This window comes from Actinophytocola sp., from assembly GCF_035712165.1.
Taxonomy (GTDB): Bacteria; Actinomycetota; Actinomycetes; order Mycobacteriales; family Pseudonocardiaceae; genus DASYTH01.
In genome coordinates, this window is sequence record NZ_DASTBH010000562.1 from 33307 (window position 1) to 46529 (window position 13223).

Consider the following 13223-nt stretch of genomic DNA (forward strand, 5'->3'; position numbering starts at 1 on the left):
ATCCGGACCGCGTGAGCGGCCCCCGATCCCCCCGAGGAGGACCGAGTGAAAGTCGTGATCGCCGTCCTGGTGGTGATCATCGTCGTGCTGGTGGCCGCGCTGATCGCGTGGGCGGTCAAGGACCGTCGCGAGGCTGTGCGCCGCGACGAGTGGCAGCGCGCCAAGCAGGAGGCCCACAAGGCGGGCCAGAACCTGCTCGCGCTGGAGATCACCGTCGACAAGATCGAGACCGAGCTGGACAACGTCAGCGACATCGAGAGCCTGCTGGCGGCCAAGATCCGCCAGCACGTCAGGGAATACCGCAGAGGAAGGATCGACCAGACCGCATGAACAAGACCATCAGGAGGGGCGGGATCTTCCTGGCCGTCGCCGCGCTGGGCGTCACGCTGACCGCGTGTTCGACCTACGCCGCGCCGGACCAGATCATCCTGTACTACACCGCTGGCACCGGCGAGTCCCGCCAGTTCCAGGAGTGCATCCAGCCGGGCCAGTCGGGCTCGTACCCGGTGGACGACGAGATCTACGCGCTGCCCACCTCGCTGCGGACCTGGAACATCCGGCCCAAGGGCGGCGACACGGCCGACCCGATCGCCTCGGGCACGCTGCCGGAGACCGTCAACGGCGCCAGCCAGCCCGGCCCCGAGGTCGTGGTGTACGCGACCGCCGACTTCTACCTCAACTCGGACTGCAAGGCCGGGACGAAGTCGCCGATCGTGCGGTTCTGGGAGTCGACGGGGCGCCGCTACGGCATCTCGGCCGACGGCGAGGACGGCTTCAACCAGGGCAACTTCAACAAGATGCTGCTGAACACGCTGGTGCCCGCCGAGGAGACGGCGCTGCGGCAGGAGACCCGCAAGTACGACGCGGACGCGCTGGACGCGAACACGGGCAACGTGTGGACGACCATGGAGCGCAACCTGGCGCCGACCTTCCAGCGGACACTGGAGGACAAGCTGGGCGGCAAGTACTTCTGCGGCACCGGCTTCGCGGGCGGCGCCGAGGTCGAGTGGACCGAGTGGCGGCCGAAGGTCAAGAACAGCGGCAGCTCCATGGAGGAGCAGGTGCTGGACGCCAACGGCCAGCCGGTCTACGAGGAGAAGAAGGTCAAGGGCACCTGCCCGCCGGTGCGGATCACGATCACCGACGTCAACTTCAAGGACTCGAACATCGCGGCGGCACGGGCGCGAGCCTACGCCGCCGAGCAGGACGCGAACGCCAAGCGCATCGAGGCGCAGGGTGAGGCGGACCGGGCGGCCATCCTGGAAGGCGTGGGCAACAGCCCCGGCTACGTGCGGTTGCAGGAGATCGAGGCGCAGAAGCAGGCCGCCGAGGCGTGCAAGGTCTCGAAGAACTGCACCGTGATCATCGGTGACCCAGGCAACACCTCGTTGCCGGTTGGTGGCAGGTAACACCTGGTGCCCAACCCCAGGGGTCCGAGAAGGGCGAGGCGGCGTGCGCGATCTTCGGCACGAGGTGTTGCGGGAGATCCGGCGGGTCGACGCGGAGATCAAGTTGCTGGTCGCCATGGAGTGGCCGGACAAGATGACGCGGATCGACGCCTGGCTGGACCGGCGGCTGCGGCTGATGCTGCGCCGGGACCAGCTGGAGACTCTGGGGTTCACGGTGACCGACCGCCGACGGCTCCGGTAGGGCCGGACGCGGAGACCACGCAGGTGTTACCGGCGGTCTCCGCTCCGGCCCCACCGGGCTCGGCGCAGCGGGCGGCGCGGGCCTTCGAGCCCGCGCTGTCCTCGCTGCCGAGGTTCATGCTGCCGGGCTGGGAGTGGCCGCTGGCCGACCCGGAGGACCCGACACCGATCTACGACGAGTTGATCACGACTCTCCCTGATCCAACCAAGCCGGACCAACGGGAGCCCGGCGGGAAGGCTGACGCTGATGAGGAACCAGGCAGACACCGCGAAGTGGCCGCCGACGACGGACATGGGCGCGGCGGGGCTGTACCACCCGATCAAGAAGATGGCGGACCTGGCGCTGCGGTTCGCGACGGTGAACCGGGCGACGAGGCTGCCGGACGGTAGCCCGGAGTCGGACGCCGACCACACGGTCATGCTGGCCTGGCTCGCCCCGGCGCTGGCCGCGCGGTGCACCGACTCGCTCGACGTGGGCCTGGTGTGCCAGTTCGCGGTGGTACACGACGCGGTGGAGGCGCTGGCCGGGGACACGCCGACGCTGAAGATCTCGCCGCAGGAGTGGGGCCGCAAGATCGAGCGCGAGGCGCGGTCGGCCGAGTCGATCGCGCGGATGTTCGGGGCGACGCTGCCGTGGTTCCCGGAGATGATCCTGCGCTACGAGCAGCGCGACGAGGCCGAGGCCCGGTTCGTGTGGGCGCTGGACAAGGTGATCGTCAAGATCGCCAACCTGTTCGCCGGGTGCCACGACATCACCGTGCAGGGCCTGACGGTGGACGACTTCGTGGACATGCGCACCGAGCAGCGGCCGAAGCTGGACGCGGTGACCGCCCAGTACACCTGGGGCGAGGGGCTGCTGCGGGTCTATGACCGGCTGTGCGCCGAGGTTGAGGCCCGCCTGCGCGAGCTGGCACTGCCGGTGGGCGCGCTGGACAACGAGGCGGCCCAGGCGGTGACCTTCGAGCAGTCCGGCCACGTCGCGGTCAGCCACGAGCCCGGCTCGTGCCCGGACGGCGAGGACGGCCGCTCGTGCATGTTCTGCGACGGCGGCCTGTTCGCCTGCGAGCGCTGCAACAGCTTCGAGGGCGCCACCACCACGCACTGCCCCGGCGAGCGGATGACCGCCGAGCAGCACGACGCGGTCTACGCGGGCGACCTGGACTACCGGCGCCGCGCTGACGGTACCGGTGAGTGGCTGCCGGTCGGCTCGCCGCACACCCCGAACCGGGGGTGGGAGTCGGCTCGGCTGGCGGCCGAGGTCGACAACTTCTCGATCGACAAGGTGATCGACTACGTGATGCGAGGCCAGGCATGACCGAGGAGAACATGCTGCCGAGTCCGTTCGCTCGCGGCCACGCGGCGCGGCAGGCGTTGAACGACCCGGTGCCCACCAAGCAACGGCCCGAGGACCAGGTGTTGCCCACCCCGAACGCGCACCCGTCGGTGCACGCGCAGGTGGCGGCCGACCTGATGGCCCGTGAGGCGATTGGCATCACGCGGTACGGGACACCGTTGCAGCCGTTCAACGGCCGTGACGCCGACCTGGACCTGTACGAGGAGCTGCTGGACGCGGCGGCCTACATGAAGCAGCGGCTGATCGAGAAGGCGGCCGAGGGCTCGGCGGTGTTCCCGAACTTCATGCAGGCGTGGGAGTGGATGCGCACCACCGGCGGCTACGACGAGTCGACGCCGCTGTGTGCCGCGCCGCACATCGTGGCGCACGCCCAGCTGCGGGTGGATGGGTCCGAGGAGGGCCAGGCTCTCTTCGAGGCCGCGTTCACGATCCTGAAGGACGCGGGGGTGCTGGCATGAGCCGCCTGTGGCACTTCCTGAGCGACCGCGCCGAGGCCGCGCGGACCGGCCAGTACACCGCCCGCGACCCACACCTGGCCGACGCGATCATGGCTGTGCTCGCCGAGCACACCACCCGCGACGACCGGGACCTGTCCTGCGTGGGTTGCGGGTTCGGCCCGGACGGCATGCCGCGTACCGCGATGCTGGACCACTGCCCGACGTTGCGGGCGCTGGCCTGGGCGCACTTCAACCACCCGCAGTGGCGCAGCCACTGGGCGCTGGACGCCCAGCCGTACCTGACGACCTGGCCGCCGTCGGAGAACTGTTTCTGCGGCGGCGCCCAGCGGGCGCACTGGCGCGGCACGCGGCGGCAGTGCCGCCTGACTCGCTGGGAGCGCGAGCACGCGCCCAACCGGATCCCCGTGGAGGTGGGTTGATCATGGAGCCGAAGAAGAAGGCCCCGAAGAAGAAGGTGCGCACCAAGGCGCTGCCGACCTGTCCGAACCACCACAAGGCCGAGAAGGTCGGCGGCCGGTTGCGCTGCCGGGTCAGCTGGTGCGCCTTCAACCGGTGGAAGTGATCATGCCCAGTTACACGATGCGCCGGGTCCAGGTGATCCGCCGGGAGTACGCGGTGCCCTGCTACGGCGAGGGCGTGTGGGACGGCTGCGCGCACGATGAGGTGGAGAAGGCGGTCGCCGCCTGCCGGGCCGAGCTGTCGGCGGCCGGGGTGGACGTCTACGCCGACACGATCAAGGTGCGGCCTGGCGACAGCGAAGTGATCGTCTACTACGTCACCGAGGAGAACCTGGCCGAGACGGCGCTGGTGGACGCTCGCAACGACGCGGTGGCGCTGCGGACCCAGCTGCGGCGGCTTGAGTCCGCGCTGGCCGAGCTGATCGGTGATTCGAGGTCTGAGCTGTCGGCGACGACGTTGACGCGGCTGGAACGGCAGCTCGGCGACATCCACCGGGCTCTGCGCCAGTCCGAGAGCGTCTAGGGGGTCGCAATGAAGGACGAGCCGACGATGAAGAACGCCACGCAGCAGGAGCGGGCGCAGGCGTTGTCCTGCCTGCTCGACGACGCCCGGTCGTTGGCGACCGAGGCCGAGGCCCTGGGCGGGAACATCTGGGACTTCGGCGAGGAGATGACCGCCTGCGAAGGCGTGATCGACCAGCTGAACGCGGCGGCCGACAACCTGGTCTCCTACCTGGAGGGACGCAAGAAGGAGCTGGGGTTGTAGATGCCGATCAAGGACTACACGACGAAGATCGACGCCGCCAAGACCGCCGGAGAGGTCCAGACCATTCTCGCGAAGGCGGGCGCCTCCGGCGTGGCGATGCGCTACGACAACGGCGAGCCGGTCGCGCTGGCGTTCACCGCGATGACGCCGTTCGGGATGCGCGAGTTCACCGTGCCCGCCGACTGGCAGGCCGTGCAGCGCGTGCTCCGGCGACAGAAGGTCACCCCATCACTCCAGACCGACGAGCAGGCCAAGCGGGTCGCCTGGCGGATCGTGAAGGACTGGGTGGAAGCCCAGCTCGCGATCATCCAGACGGAGATGGTCACGATCGACCAGGTGATGCTGCCGTACATGCGGACCGACGACCCCGAGGGCGGCGCGGCCCCGGTCACGATGTTCGAGGCGTACCACCGCACTCAGCAGTTGATGATCGAGAACGGACGGGACGTGGGGCAGCTGTGAGCGGCGTCGAGATCAACTTGCAGGAGCTGGGCGACGACAGCGTGCCGGGCCTACGGGTCGAGGTCGGCCTGGACGAGCTGCGCGAGTCGCTGGCGACCGCCTGCGAGCACGGGGCGCGGGTGAGCCTGCACTTCGGCCCGGACGACGAGCTGCACGGCCTGGTCGCCGAGGTAGGCGCGGGCGTCCTGATGTTCGACTCCTTCGACGGCGACGAGAACGAGCGCGAGATCGTGCCGCTGGACAGGATCCTGTGGGCGCGGATCCGGCGCCCCGCGTGATGAGTTGACTAGCCGGTGTGAGGTCGGCTAACCTAGACTGGTTCCGCCCGACCTCACCCGGAGAGTTGATCATGAAGACGAGCGACATCCAGCCTCGTACCTGGTACGGCACCAAAGAGAAGTACGGCCACCCGCAGCCGATCCTGGTGCACAACACCGACCGGTACTCGGTCACCGGCTGGAACTTCGAGTCGATGCAGGTCTTCCCGAACCCCAACGGCAGCATGACCGCGACCCGGTCCCGGCGCGGTGACACCACCGGCTACCTGGCGGTCCGGCTCCAGAAGCCCGCGTGGGACGCGGTGCAACGTTGGATCGTGCACGACGAGGACGAGCAGGCCGCCCACGACGTGATGCGTGAGGCCGCGCTGCTCCTGGACAAGGCGGTCGCCGAGCTGGCCACGCGTGGCAGGGTGCCGCTGAAGGAGATGCGGCAGGACGAGAACGACCAGCGCGGCCTGATCCTGACCGTCATCCACCCCCGCGACCTCGACGGCGACTACGCGACGGTGGCCCGCGAGAAGCACGAGCGCGACGAGGCGGCCAAGCAGGCGCGCGAGAACCAAGAGCGCGCCATCGCGGTCCGATACGACCACATGGTGGCGACCCTGACCCGCGCCAAGCAGCTCGGCCTCAACATCGACCGCTACAAGGGCGGCGTCACCGACTCCCAGAGCAGCTACGCGCGACACACGCGGGTCGAGATGGCGGTGGAGACGTTCGACTCGATCCTGGACGAGCTGGACCGCCTGCGCGGCCTGGTCGCCGAGACGATGCGCGCCGACGAGACCGGCGAGAGCGGGCACGACTGATGGCACGCACCGGCCGCCCGCGCCGTCTGATGGTTCCGTTGCCGCCCGAGCAGGTGGACCCGGCCTGCACCAGCGAGGTGCACGCTGCCGACCAGCTGGCCTACATCCGGTACCGCTGCCGCTGCGCGCCCGCCCGAGCCGCCTACGTCCGCTACCGGAAGTTCTTGGCGGTGCGCGGCGGGGACACGAGCCGGGTGCCTGCGCTGGGCACGCTGCGCCGCCTGCGGGCGCTGGCCCGCATGGGACACGGCTTCGTGACCATCGCCCGCGACCTGAGGCTGTCCAGCGAGACGCTGCGCAAGATCCTGCTGGGCAGGACCAAGACAGTCACCGTCCGCGTGGAGGCCCTGGTCATCGACTTCTACGATCGCTTCTGGGACGTGGACGGCGAGGAGCGGGCTACCAACCCGTTCGCCAAGCGCTGGGCGCGCACCATCAAGCAGCGTGCGGAGGAGGAGGGCTGGCCGCCGCCGATGTGGTGGGACGATGATCGTATCGACTGCCCGACGGCCCGAGGTCCCAACCGCAAGGAGAGCGACAGTGTCCGAGCCCGTAGCGCGTGAACCTGACTCGTACGAAGCGGCGCTGAGTGAGGTGACCGCCATCCTGTCCCGGCTCGGCGGCCTGCTCGGCAACAAGATCACCGTGGAGATCCAGGGCGAGCAGCTCGGCTACCCGGACGGCGCCGAGATCACCGGCCGCCTGTCCTCGGTCGAGCTGGCCAGCGACGGCGAGCACGGCGGCGTGCTGGTGTGGCTGTCCGGCATGAACAACCGCCTGCTGATCCGGCGGGTGGTGCACGAGGACGCCACGGCGGCGGGCATCGAGAACACCGCCGGTCCGAAGTGGCTCAACTGATGAGCGGCCGTCTGGCGCGCCTGCGCTTCCGGTACCGCCCGAGCAAGCTGGGCCGCTGCCTGGCCTACCTGATCGTGCTGGCCGGGTTCGTGGTGTGGATGATCTCGGGCGCGTGGCGCAACCCCGCCGAGGTGGGCAACTCCAGGGCCATTCCCTTCTGGACGCTGACCCTGGCCGCGAGCGCCTACTTCCTGGGCGCGTTCCTGGAGAAGTTCACCTTCGAGGACGACACGCCCGACGCTGATTGACTAGCCGGTGGGTGGTCGGCTAACCTACAGGGGTTCCGTCTCACCCACCGGAGGACCTCATGGCCACACGCGCCATCGGCCCCAAGGTCATCGTCGGCACCATCCTCGGTGTCATGATCGGCCTGACGGCCGCGTTCATCAACATCTACGTCGCGGGCGCGCTCGTGCTCGTCCTGCTCTACCTGCTCGGTCGCTATGCGCCCAACTCACCGGTCGCGCAGGAGCACGCCGAGAACGACCGAGAAGAGGCCCGCGCCCGGGACCGCCGTCGCTGGCTGGACGCCCAGGCCCGGCGCAACGGCTACTGGCTGCGCTTCCCCCTGGAGCCCATGCCCGGCGAGACCAGGATGGGCCGCCACCTCGACCGCGTCTTCACCCCGTACGCCGAGTGCGACCAGGGCCACGTCGGCTTCCACCGCATGGGCGTCCTGTTCGAGCGTGACGGCGCCGACCGCACCGTCCGGGTGTGCTCCTACCCCGGCTGCACCTGCACCTGGTCCGAACTGCTGATCGGTGGTGTCGCGTGACCGAGCCCAACAAGATCCTCAACATCGATTCGCTGGCGCGCGGTGACAGCCACATGGTGGCCCGGTTCCTCGACACCTGGAACGCCGCCAAGGCCGAGCGCCGCACCTGGCCGCTTCCCTTCGACGCCGACTACGAGAAGCGCATGGAAGGCGTCAGCACGGACAAGCACCACGCGGCCACCCTGCTGCTCGGCGTGCTCGCCGGGACCTGGACCCGCCACCTGCTGCGTGAGGCCGGAGTCAAGGACGGCGACCTGCCCCCGCCCACCTCGGCTCAGCAGCGCCGCCTCATCCGCATGATGAACGAGCACGGGCGTTCCGGCGACGACGGACTGGAGCTGCTCACCTCGTGGGCGCACTGCCTGCTCGTCGGCCGCACCCAGCAGCTGCACTACGACTTCGAGCGGCTGGCCGGAGACATGCGCGTCGAGGTCCTGGAGTCGGTGGTCAACCACGTGCGGCGCACCAGCCCCCAGTTCAACGGCGCCGACCTGAAGTTCGCGACCCAGCCCGTTGGGGTTCCGCCCATTGGTTCACCCGAGACGCGCGCCCAGGTGGCCGCCGAACTGAAGCGCCGGATCGAAGGTGAGGCGGCCGATGAGTGAGCCGCCCGAGCTGTACTGGAGCCCCGAGCACGGGCTGATCTCGCGGACTCATCCCGACAGTCTCGGCGGTGGCCGCTACATCGCCGCCGAGTACCGCAGCGGCCGGTACCTCAACGACGGGCTACCCGCCGACGCGGTGCGCCTGGTCGCCGGACGCGCCGCCGCCGAGCTACCCGTCATCCCCGGCGGGTTCAAACTCCAGCGCGACCGCGTGGCCTTCATCAGCTACGAGGGCAACTGGCACCTGATCGGCCCGGCCCGCATGCTGCCGGTCGGCCACCTGGTGCTTGTCGAGCGGTTCAGCGAGCCCGACGACCAGGAGGTGCTCGTGGGCACGCACGTCGCCGAGCGGACCGTGCGCCACGCCGACGGCGAGACCGTCACCTACGCCATAGCCGAGATCGACAAGGGAGACAACCGGTGACCGAACCGACCCCCACCCCCGACGCCGCCGCCTCGGTCGCCGCCGTGGTGCGCGCCGCCGCCATGAACCAGGGCGAGATGTACCCCTGCCGCCTCGGGGTGTTCTGCGACCGCTGCCTGGACACCTTCGAGAGCGACTTCATCGTCTCCACCGAGATGACCCCGGCCGAACGGCTCGGCGTGGTGCGCAAGCACGTGGTGAAGCAACTCGGATGGACCTGCGACCAGCGCGGCGACTACTGCCCCAACTGCATCCCGGAGAAGCTCGCGCCCGAGGTCCTGCGCTTGGCCGCCGCCGAGGCTCGCCAGCGCGGCCATGACCTCCAGGCCGACTGGTTCGAGACCGCCGCCGACGACCACGCCGGAGAGCGCGGCTGCGCGGCCGAGGAGGGTACGCAGTGCACCGCCGAACGCGCCGCGCTGCGCACGCTCGCCTCCTACGGGGTCGAGGTGCCCCGGTGACCGATACCCACCTCGACCGCATCGCGGCCGTCGGCCGCGCGCTGGTCGCCGCCGTGGACGCCGGAGTCGTGCCCTACGCCGAGATCAGCCGGGGCGCCGCGCTGGCCAGCATGGTCCGCCGGGGCGCCACCCTGTCGGTCACCCAGGCCCGCACCGCGCACCGCCTGCTGTCTCGCTCGAACCTGGCCGCCGCCGGGATCCCGCTGCCGCCCGCGCCCGAGCCGGAGGCTCCGCAGGCAGCCAGCCCGCAGGCGGGCGGCGGCCAGTCGCGCAACGTGCCGGTGCTGCGCGTGCTCGCCGACGGCAAGATCGGCGCCACCGCCCCGTTCGCGTTCAAGGACACCCTGAAGCGGCTGGGCGGCAAACCCTCAAAAGAGGGTGGCGCGTGGGTATGGCGGTACGCGGCCACCCCCACCAACGCGGCCAACCTGCTCGCCGCCCTGGAGGGCAGCCACGCCCAGGTCAGCCCGCGCGTCGCCGAGCTGGCGGCCGAGCATCACCGCAAGGGCGACCTGCTCGCGTTGCTCGACGAGTCGGCGCCGCTGCCCGAGTTCGCCGAGGCCGGTCTGATCAAGCCCGAGTGGAGCCTGCGCCCGCACCAGCGCCGCTCGGTCGAGTTCGGCAGCCATGCCTCGGCGAGCCTGCACGCGATCATCATGGGCGGCGGGAAGACGCTGGCGGCCATCGCCACGGTGAACCGCACCGAGGGCAAGCGGGTGATCATCGTCTGCCCGTCGAAGGTGCGCGGCGTGTGGCCGCGCGAGGTCCGCAAGTTCTCCGCGCAGGGCTGGCACATCGTGTCCGGCCTAAAGCCCTCGCGGCGGGCCAAGCGCGGCTTCGTGTCGCTCAACCTGGCCGAGCGCCTCCACGAGGCCGAGTCGTGCCTGTTCGACTGCGCCTGTGGCGCCCCGGTGCACGCAGCCGTCATCAACTACGAGGCCCTGGCCCACGCGCCGTGGGCGGACTGGCGGCCCCCGGCCCGCATCGACGTCGCGATCTACGACGAGGTGCACCGCGTCAAGGCCCACAACGGCAAGATCTCGAAGAACCTGGCGAAGTGGGTCGACTTCACCGGCAAGCGCATCGGGCTGACCGGCACGCCGATGCCGCAGACCCCGCTGGACGTGTTCGGCATCTTCCGGGCGCTGGACCCCGGCATCTTCGGGGTGTCCTGGACCCTGTTCCGCTCGCAGTACGCGATCACCGGGCCGCTGGGCGACTACCACATCGTGGGCGTGAAGAACATCGAGGACCTGGCCGAGAAGTTCTTCTCGATCACCTACCGCCCCACGGTGGACCTCAAGCTGCCCGCCGTCACCGACATCACCCGCGAGTTCGAGCTGGAACCGGCCGCCCGCAAGATCTACGACCAGATCGACACCGAGCTGTGGGCGGACCTGTCCGAGACCGCCGAGGGCAAGGCGAAGGCTGCCGCGCTGGCCGACTTCCTCGCCGAGCACGGCGAGACCTTCCTGTCCGACCCGCTGTTCGCCCGCGCCGAGAACTTCCCGTTTGACGGCGGCGAGGGCCTGGCCAACGAGTGGGACCTGACCGAGCGGGACGACTCGAAGACGGTCACGGCCGCGAACGTGATGGTCCGCCTGCTGCGCCTCCAGCAGCTCACCGGCGGCACCGTCACCGACGACGACGGCGAGAAGGTGCGCGTCTCCACCGGCAAGGCCGAGCTGCTCGAAGAGGTGCTCGACGAGGTGGGCTGCGTCGCCGGGGGTGACGAGCCGCCGGAGCCCACGGTGGTGTTCTGCCGGTTCCGCTCCGACCTGGACGCCGTCGAGGAGATCGCGAACAAGGCGGGCCTGCGCTACGCCGAGGTGTCCGGCCGCCGGTCCGACGGACTCACCATGGACTCGGAGATGAACCCGGATGTCGACGTGGTGGGGGTACAGATCCAGTCCGGCGGCACCGGCGTGGACCTGACCCGCGCCCGCGTCGCCGTCTGGTACTCCCTGGGCTACTCGCTGTCGGACTACCTCCAGGCTCGCAAGCGCCTGCACCGGCCCGGCCAGGAGCGGCCCGTGGTGATGGTGCACCTGCTGGCCGCCAACACCGCCGACATGGAGGTCTACGAGGGCCTGGAGTCCCGCCAGTCGCTGATCACCACGGTGCTCAACGCGCACGGCATCGACGCCTCGGCGGTCGGCTTCACCGCGCCCGAGGAGGACACGACCGAGCGGTGGATCGAGGGCAAGGGCGAGGTCGTACTACCGTTCGACCGCCTGATCAAGAACGAGCGGGCGCGCGTCGGCGCACCCGTGGCTGGTTAACCAACCGGGAGGAATGTATGACGGAACCTGACAGCAACGACCCGTGTCGTCGGTGCGAGCACCCCCGCAGCGCCCACTTCGGGGAAGGGCCGAACGGCACCGGCTGCACCGTCGAGTTCGGCAAGGCGGGCCGGGTGCCCACCACCGCGCTCGGCGGCGTCTGCCCCTGCCACAACTTCGTGTTCGCGCCCGCCGCCGAGCAGCCCGAGGAGTCGGAGCCCGAGCAGCTGGACGGCCCCAAGATGTACGCCGATGGGCTCGGCTACCTGCGGCTCGCCCGGTCCAGCAGCGTCCCGCACGTCGTACGAGAGGCATGCGACCGGGCGCGCACCCACTTCGCCGGAGCGCAGGCGTTCGTGCTCGGGCGCATCGCCATCGACAACGGCGTCGGTGACCTCGAAGAGAGGCGCTGGCTGGCCGCGCTGGCGGGCGAGGACGAACTGCCCGAGGAGGACACGACTGCATGAAGACCATGCTCAAGCTCACGCTGGACCTGACCGACGAGCAGGTGAAGCAGCTGCCCGCCGGGGCGGTCGTCCGACACGTCGGTGAGCAGCGCGGCAACATCACCCTGTGGTTCGAGAGCGACTTCGACCTCATGGACCGCAAGGACAGCGAGGGCCTGGAGTCCCGCCGGTTCCTGATTCGGGGCACCGGCCACCCCATCCCGGACGGCGTGGCCTACCTCGGCACGGTGCCGATGGCCTCGTTCGTGTGGCACGTCTTCGAGCAGGCGACCGCATGAGCCGCGCCCCGTGGCTGGACGGCCGCATCCACGCCTTCGACCTGGAGACCACCGGGATCGACGTCGAGAACGACCGCATCGTCACCGGCACCTGGCTGACCGGCTCGGCCGACGGCCTGGAGTCCACCACCAACTGGCTGGTAGACCCCGGCGTCGAGATCCCCAAGCAGGCCAGCGACGTGCACGGGGTCACCACGGAGTACGCCCGCGAGCACGGCGGTGACCCGCGCGAGGCGGTCGGCCAGATGGTCGAGCTGCTGTGCCAGGCGTGGGTGGCTCGCGAGCCGGTGGTGATCTACAACGCCCCCTACGACCTGACCCTGCTGGACCGGGAGATGCGCCGCCAGGACTGGCCCGGCTACCCGGAGGGCCTGCTGGCCAGCCCGGTCGACGAGGACGGCAACGTGTGCCCGCCGCTGGTGGTGGACCCGCTGGTGTGCGACAAGCGCCTGGAGAAGTACGTGCGGGGCAAGGGCGGGCGCAAGCTGGTCAACGCCTGCGCTCGCTACGGCATCGTGCTCACCGACGAGGAGGCCCACACCTCGCAGGGCGACACGACCGCCGCGTGGCGGCTGGCCTGGAAGATGGCCCACCGGATGCCGATCAGCGGCATGACCCTCCACGAGCTACAGGAAGCCCAGCGCGACTGGCACCGCGCCCAGGCGCGGGACTTCGCGAACTACCTGGCCAAGACCGGCAAGGCCGCCGACGCCGAGCGGGTGCGCGGTGAAGCCGGGCAGTGGCCGATCCGCCCGTTCGTCGCGGCGACCACCGAGACGGTTCCGCTGTAGCCGGACCGCACGAGACAGCCCCCGCGTTCGCCCGGACGCGGGGGC

The 13223-nt window shown here is 70.2% G+C and carries 23 protein-coding genes; all 23 read left to right on the plus strand.

Going from position 1 to position 13223, the window contains the following annotated elements; genetic code table 11:
* The first annotated feature begins 45 nt into the window (after positions 1 to 45).
* The 23 genes from VFO68_RS32360 (at position 46) to VFO68_RS32470 (ending at position 13178) form a co-directional block, all read left to right on the plus strand.
* Positions 46 to 330 carry a hypothetical protein gene (locus VFO68_RS32360; RefSeq protein ID WP_325162229.1) on the plus strand — a complete coding sequence of 95 codons (285 nt, stop codon included), beginning with the start codon at positions 46 to 48 and terminating at the stop codon, positions 328 to 330.
* Positions 327 to 1409 (plus strand): hypothetical protein, encoded by a 1083-nt coding sequence (locus tag VFO68_RS32365; protein ID WP_325162230.1) that lies wholly within the window; start codon positions 327 to 329, stop codon positions 1407 to 1409. The genes VFO68_RS32360 and VFO68_RS32365 overlap by 4 nt, the downstream gene beginning before the upstream one ends.
* A gap of 43 nt (positions 1410 to 1452) precedes the next feature.
* A complete protein-coding gene (locus VFO68_RS32370; protein WP_325162231.1) occupies positions 1453 to 1650 on the plus strand; it encodes a hypothetical protein in 198 nt (65 codons plus the stop codon).
* Between the two features lie 246 nt (positions 1651 to 1896).
* A complete protein-coding gene (locus VFO68_RS32375; RefSeq protein WP_325162232.1) occupies positions 1897 to 2964 on the plus strand; it encodes an HD domain-containing protein in 1068 nt (355 codons plus the stop codon).
* Entirely contained in the window at positions 2961 to 3461 is a 501-nt protein-coding gene (locus VFO68_RS32380) for a hypothetical protein (protein ID WP_325162233.1), read from the plus strand. Before VFO68_RS32375 ends, VFO68_RS32380 begins: the two co-directional genes overlap by 4 nt.
* Complete coding sequence (locus VFO68_RS32385) at positions 3458 to 3880, plus strand: hypothetical protein (protein ID WP_325162234.1); 423 nt, start codon at positions 3458 to 3460, stop codon at positions 3878 to 3880. The genes VFO68_RS32380 and VFO68_RS32385 overlap by 4 nt, the downstream gene beginning before the upstream one ends.
* A 2-nt stretch (positions 3881 to 3882) precedes the next feature.
* Positions 3883 to 4023 carry a hypothetical protein gene (locus VFO68_RS32390; protein ID WP_325162235.1) on the plus strand — a complete coding sequence of 47 codons (141 nt, stop codon included), beginning with the start codon at positions 3883 to 3885 and terminating at the stop codon, positions 4021 to 4023.
* A gap of 2 nt (positions 4024 to 4025) precedes the next feature.
* Positions 4026 to 4442, plus strand: a complete 417-nt coding sequence (locus VFO68_RS32395; protein ID WP_325162236.1) for a hypothetical protein — start codon at positions 4026 to 4028, stop codon at positions 4440 to 4442.
* Between the two features lie 9 nt (positions 4443 to 4451).
* Positions 4452 to 4685: a hypothetical protein gene (locus VFO68_RS32400; protein ID WP_325162237.1), complete on the plus strand. Its 234-nt coding sequence runs from the start codon at positions 4452 to 4454 to the stop codon at positions 4683 to 4685.
* Entirely contained in the window at positions 4686 to 5147 is a 462-nt protein-coding gene (locus VFO68_RS32405; RefSeq protein ID WP_325162238.1) for a hypothetical protein, read from the plus strand.
* Positions 5144 to 5425 carry a hypothetical protein gene (locus tag VFO68_RS32410; protein ID WP_325162239.1) on the plus strand — a complete coding sequence of 94 codons (282 nt, stop codon included), beginning with the start codon at positions 5144 to 5146 and terminating at the stop codon, positions 5423 to 5425. Before VFO68_RS32405 ends, VFO68_RS32410 begins: the two co-directional genes overlap by 4 nt.
* Before the next feature lie 71 nt (positions 5426 to 5496).
* Positions 5497 to 6237, plus strand: coding sequence for a hypothetical protein (locus VFO68_RS32415; RefSeq protein ID WP_325162240.1), 741 nt, complete (start codon positions 5497 to 5499; stop codon positions 6235 to 6237).
* Positions 6237 to 6800, plus strand: coding sequence for a hypothetical protein (locus tag VFO68_RS32420; protein ID WP_325162241.1), 564 nt, complete (start codon positions 6237 to 6239; stop codon positions 6798 to 6800). Before VFO68_RS32415 ends, VFO68_RS32420 begins: the two co-directional genes overlap by 1 nt.
* 31 nt (positions 6801 to 6831) lie before the next feature.
* Positions 6832 to 7095 carry a hypothetical protein gene (locus VFO68_RS32425; protein WP_325162242.1) on the plus strand — a complete coding sequence of 88 codons (264 nt, stop codon included), beginning with the start codon at positions 6832 to 6834 and terminating at the stop codon, positions 7093 to 7095.
* On the plus strand, positions 7095 to 7343 hold the full coding sequence (locus VFO68_RS32430; RefSeq protein WP_325162243.1) for a hypothetical protein: 249 nt from the start codon (positions 7095 to 7097) through the stop codon (positions 7341 to 7343). Before VFO68_RS32425 ends, VFO68_RS32430 begins: the two co-directional genes overlap by 1 nt.
* A gap of 59 nt (positions 7344 to 7402) precedes the next feature.
* A complete protein-coding gene (locus VFO68_RS32435) occupies positions 7403 to 7870 on the plus strand; it encodes a hypothetical protein (protein WP_325162244.1) in 468 nt (155 codons plus the stop codon).
* On the plus strand, positions 7867 to 8475 hold the full coding sequence (locus VFO68_RS32440) for a hypothetical protein (protein WP_325162245.1): 609 nt from the start codon (positions 7867 to 7869) through the stop codon (positions 8473 to 8475). The genes VFO68_RS32435 and VFO68_RS32440 overlap by 4 nt, the downstream gene beginning before the upstream one ends.
* Positions 8468 to 8899 carry a hypothetical protein gene (locus VFO68_RS32445; RefSeq protein WP_325162246.1) on the plus strand — a complete coding sequence of 144 codons (432 nt, stop codon included), beginning with the start codon at positions 8468 to 8470 and terminating at the stop codon, positions 8897 to 8899. The genes VFO68_RS32440 and VFO68_RS32445 overlap by 8 nt, the downstream gene beginning before the upstream one ends.
* On the plus strand, positions 8896 to 9360 hold the full coding sequence (locus tag VFO68_RS32450) for a hypothetical protein (protein WP_325162247.1): 465 nt from the start codon (positions 8896 to 8898) through the stop codon (positions 9358 to 9360). The genes VFO68_RS32445 and VFO68_RS32450 overlap by 4 nt, the downstream gene beginning before the upstream one ends.
* A complete protein-coding gene (locus VFO68_RS32455; protein WP_325162248.1) occupies positions 9357 to 11642 on the plus strand; it encodes a DEAD/DEAH box helicase in 2286 nt (761 codons plus the stop codon). Before VFO68_RS32450 ends, VFO68_RS32455 begins: the two co-directional genes overlap by 4 nt.
* Before the next feature lie 17 nt (positions 11643 to 11659).
* Complete coding sequence (locus VFO68_RS32460; RefSeq protein ID WP_325162249.1) at positions 11660 to 12109, plus strand: hypothetical protein; 450 nt, start codon at positions 11660 to 11662, stop codon at positions 12107 to 12109.
* Positions 12106 to 12387, plus strand: a complete 282-nt coding sequence (locus VFO68_RS32465) for a DUF7352 domain-containing protein (protein ID WP_325162250.1) — start codon at positions 12106 to 12108, stop codon at positions 12385 to 12387. Before VFO68_RS32460 ends, VFO68_RS32465 begins: the two co-directional genes overlap by 4 nt.
* The gene (locus tag VFO68_RS32470; RefSeq protein WP_325162251.1) at positions 12384 to 13178 is read left to right on the plus strand and encodes a DNA polymerase III subunit epsilon; all 795 of its coding nucleotides are present in this window, start codon (positions 12384 to 12386) and stop codon (positions 13176 to 13178) included. Before VFO68_RS32465 ends, VFO68_RS32470 begins: the two co-directional genes overlap by 4 nt.
* Positions 13179 to 13223: the final 45 nt, after the last annotated feature.

Excerpts from the sequence above, each read along its gene's own strand:
- VFO68_RS32465 (WP_325162250.1), top strand. The coding sequence starts at position 12,106 with ATGAAGACCATGCTCAAGCTCACGCTGGACCTGACCGACGAGCAGGTG.
- VFO68_RS32385 (WP_325162234.1), top strand. The coding sequence starts at position 3,458 with ATGAGCCGCCTGTGGCACTTCCTGAGCGACCGCGCCGAGGCCGCGCGG.
- VFO68_RS32435 (WP_325162244.1), top strand. The coding sequence starts at position 7,403 with ATGGCCACACGCGCCATCGGCCCCAAGGTCATCGTCGGCACCATCCTC.
- VFO68_RS32365 (WP_325162230.1), top strand. The coding sequence starts at position 327 with ATGAACAAGACCATCAGGAGGGGCGGGATCTTCCTGGCCGTCGCCGCG.
- VFO68_RS32375 (WP_325162232.1), top strand. The coding sequence starts at position 1,897 with ATGAGGAACCAGGCAGACACCGCGAAGTGGCCGCCGACGACGGACATG.
- VFO68_RS32430 (WP_325162243.1), top strand. The coding sequence starts at position 7,095 with ATGAGCGGCCGTCTGGCGCGCCTGCGCTTCCGGTACCGCCCGAGCAAG.
- VFO68_RS32420 (WP_325162241.1), top strand. The coding sequence starts at position 6,237 with ATGGCACGCACCGGCCGCCCGCGCCGTCTGATGGTTCCGTTGCCGCCC.
- VFO68_RS32405 (WP_325162238.1), top strand. The coding sequence starts at position 4,686 with ATGCCGATCAAGGACTACACGACGAAGATCGACGCCGCCAAGACCGCC.
- VFO68_RS32400 (WP_325162237.1), top strand. The coding sequence starts at position 4,452 with ATGAAGGACGAGCCGACGATGAAGAACGCCACGCAGCAGGAGCGGGCG.
- VFO68_RS32390 (WP_325162235.1), top strand. The coding sequence starts at position 3,883 with ATGGAGCCGAAGAAGAAGGCCCCGAAGAAGAAGGTGCGCACCAAGGCG.
- VFO68_RS32445 (WP_325162246.1), top strand. The coding sequence starts at position 8,468 with ATGAGTGAGCCGCCCGAGCTGTACTGGAGCCCCGAGCACGGGCTGATC.
- VFO68_RS32460 (WP_325162249.1), top strand. The coding sequence starts at position 11,660 with ATGACGGAACCTGACAGCAACGACCCGTGTCGTCGGTGCGAGCACCCC.
- VFO68_RS32395 (WP_325162236.1), top strand. The coding sequence starts at position 4,026 with ATGCCCAGTTACACGATGCGCCGGGTCCAGGTGATCCGCCGGGAGTAC.
- VFO68_RS32470 (WP_325162251.1), top strand. The coding sequence starts at position 12,384 with ATGAGCCGCGCCCCGTGGCTGGACGGCCGCATCCACGCCTTCGACCTG.
- VFO68_RS32415 (WP_325162240.1), top strand. The coding sequence starts at position 5,497 with ATGAAGACGAGCGACATCCAGCCTCGTACCTGGTACGGCACCAAAGAG.
- VFO68_RS32380 (WP_325162233.1), top strand. The coding sequence starts at position 2,961 with ATGACCGAGGAGAACATGCTGCCGAGTCCGTTCGCTCGCGGCCACGCG.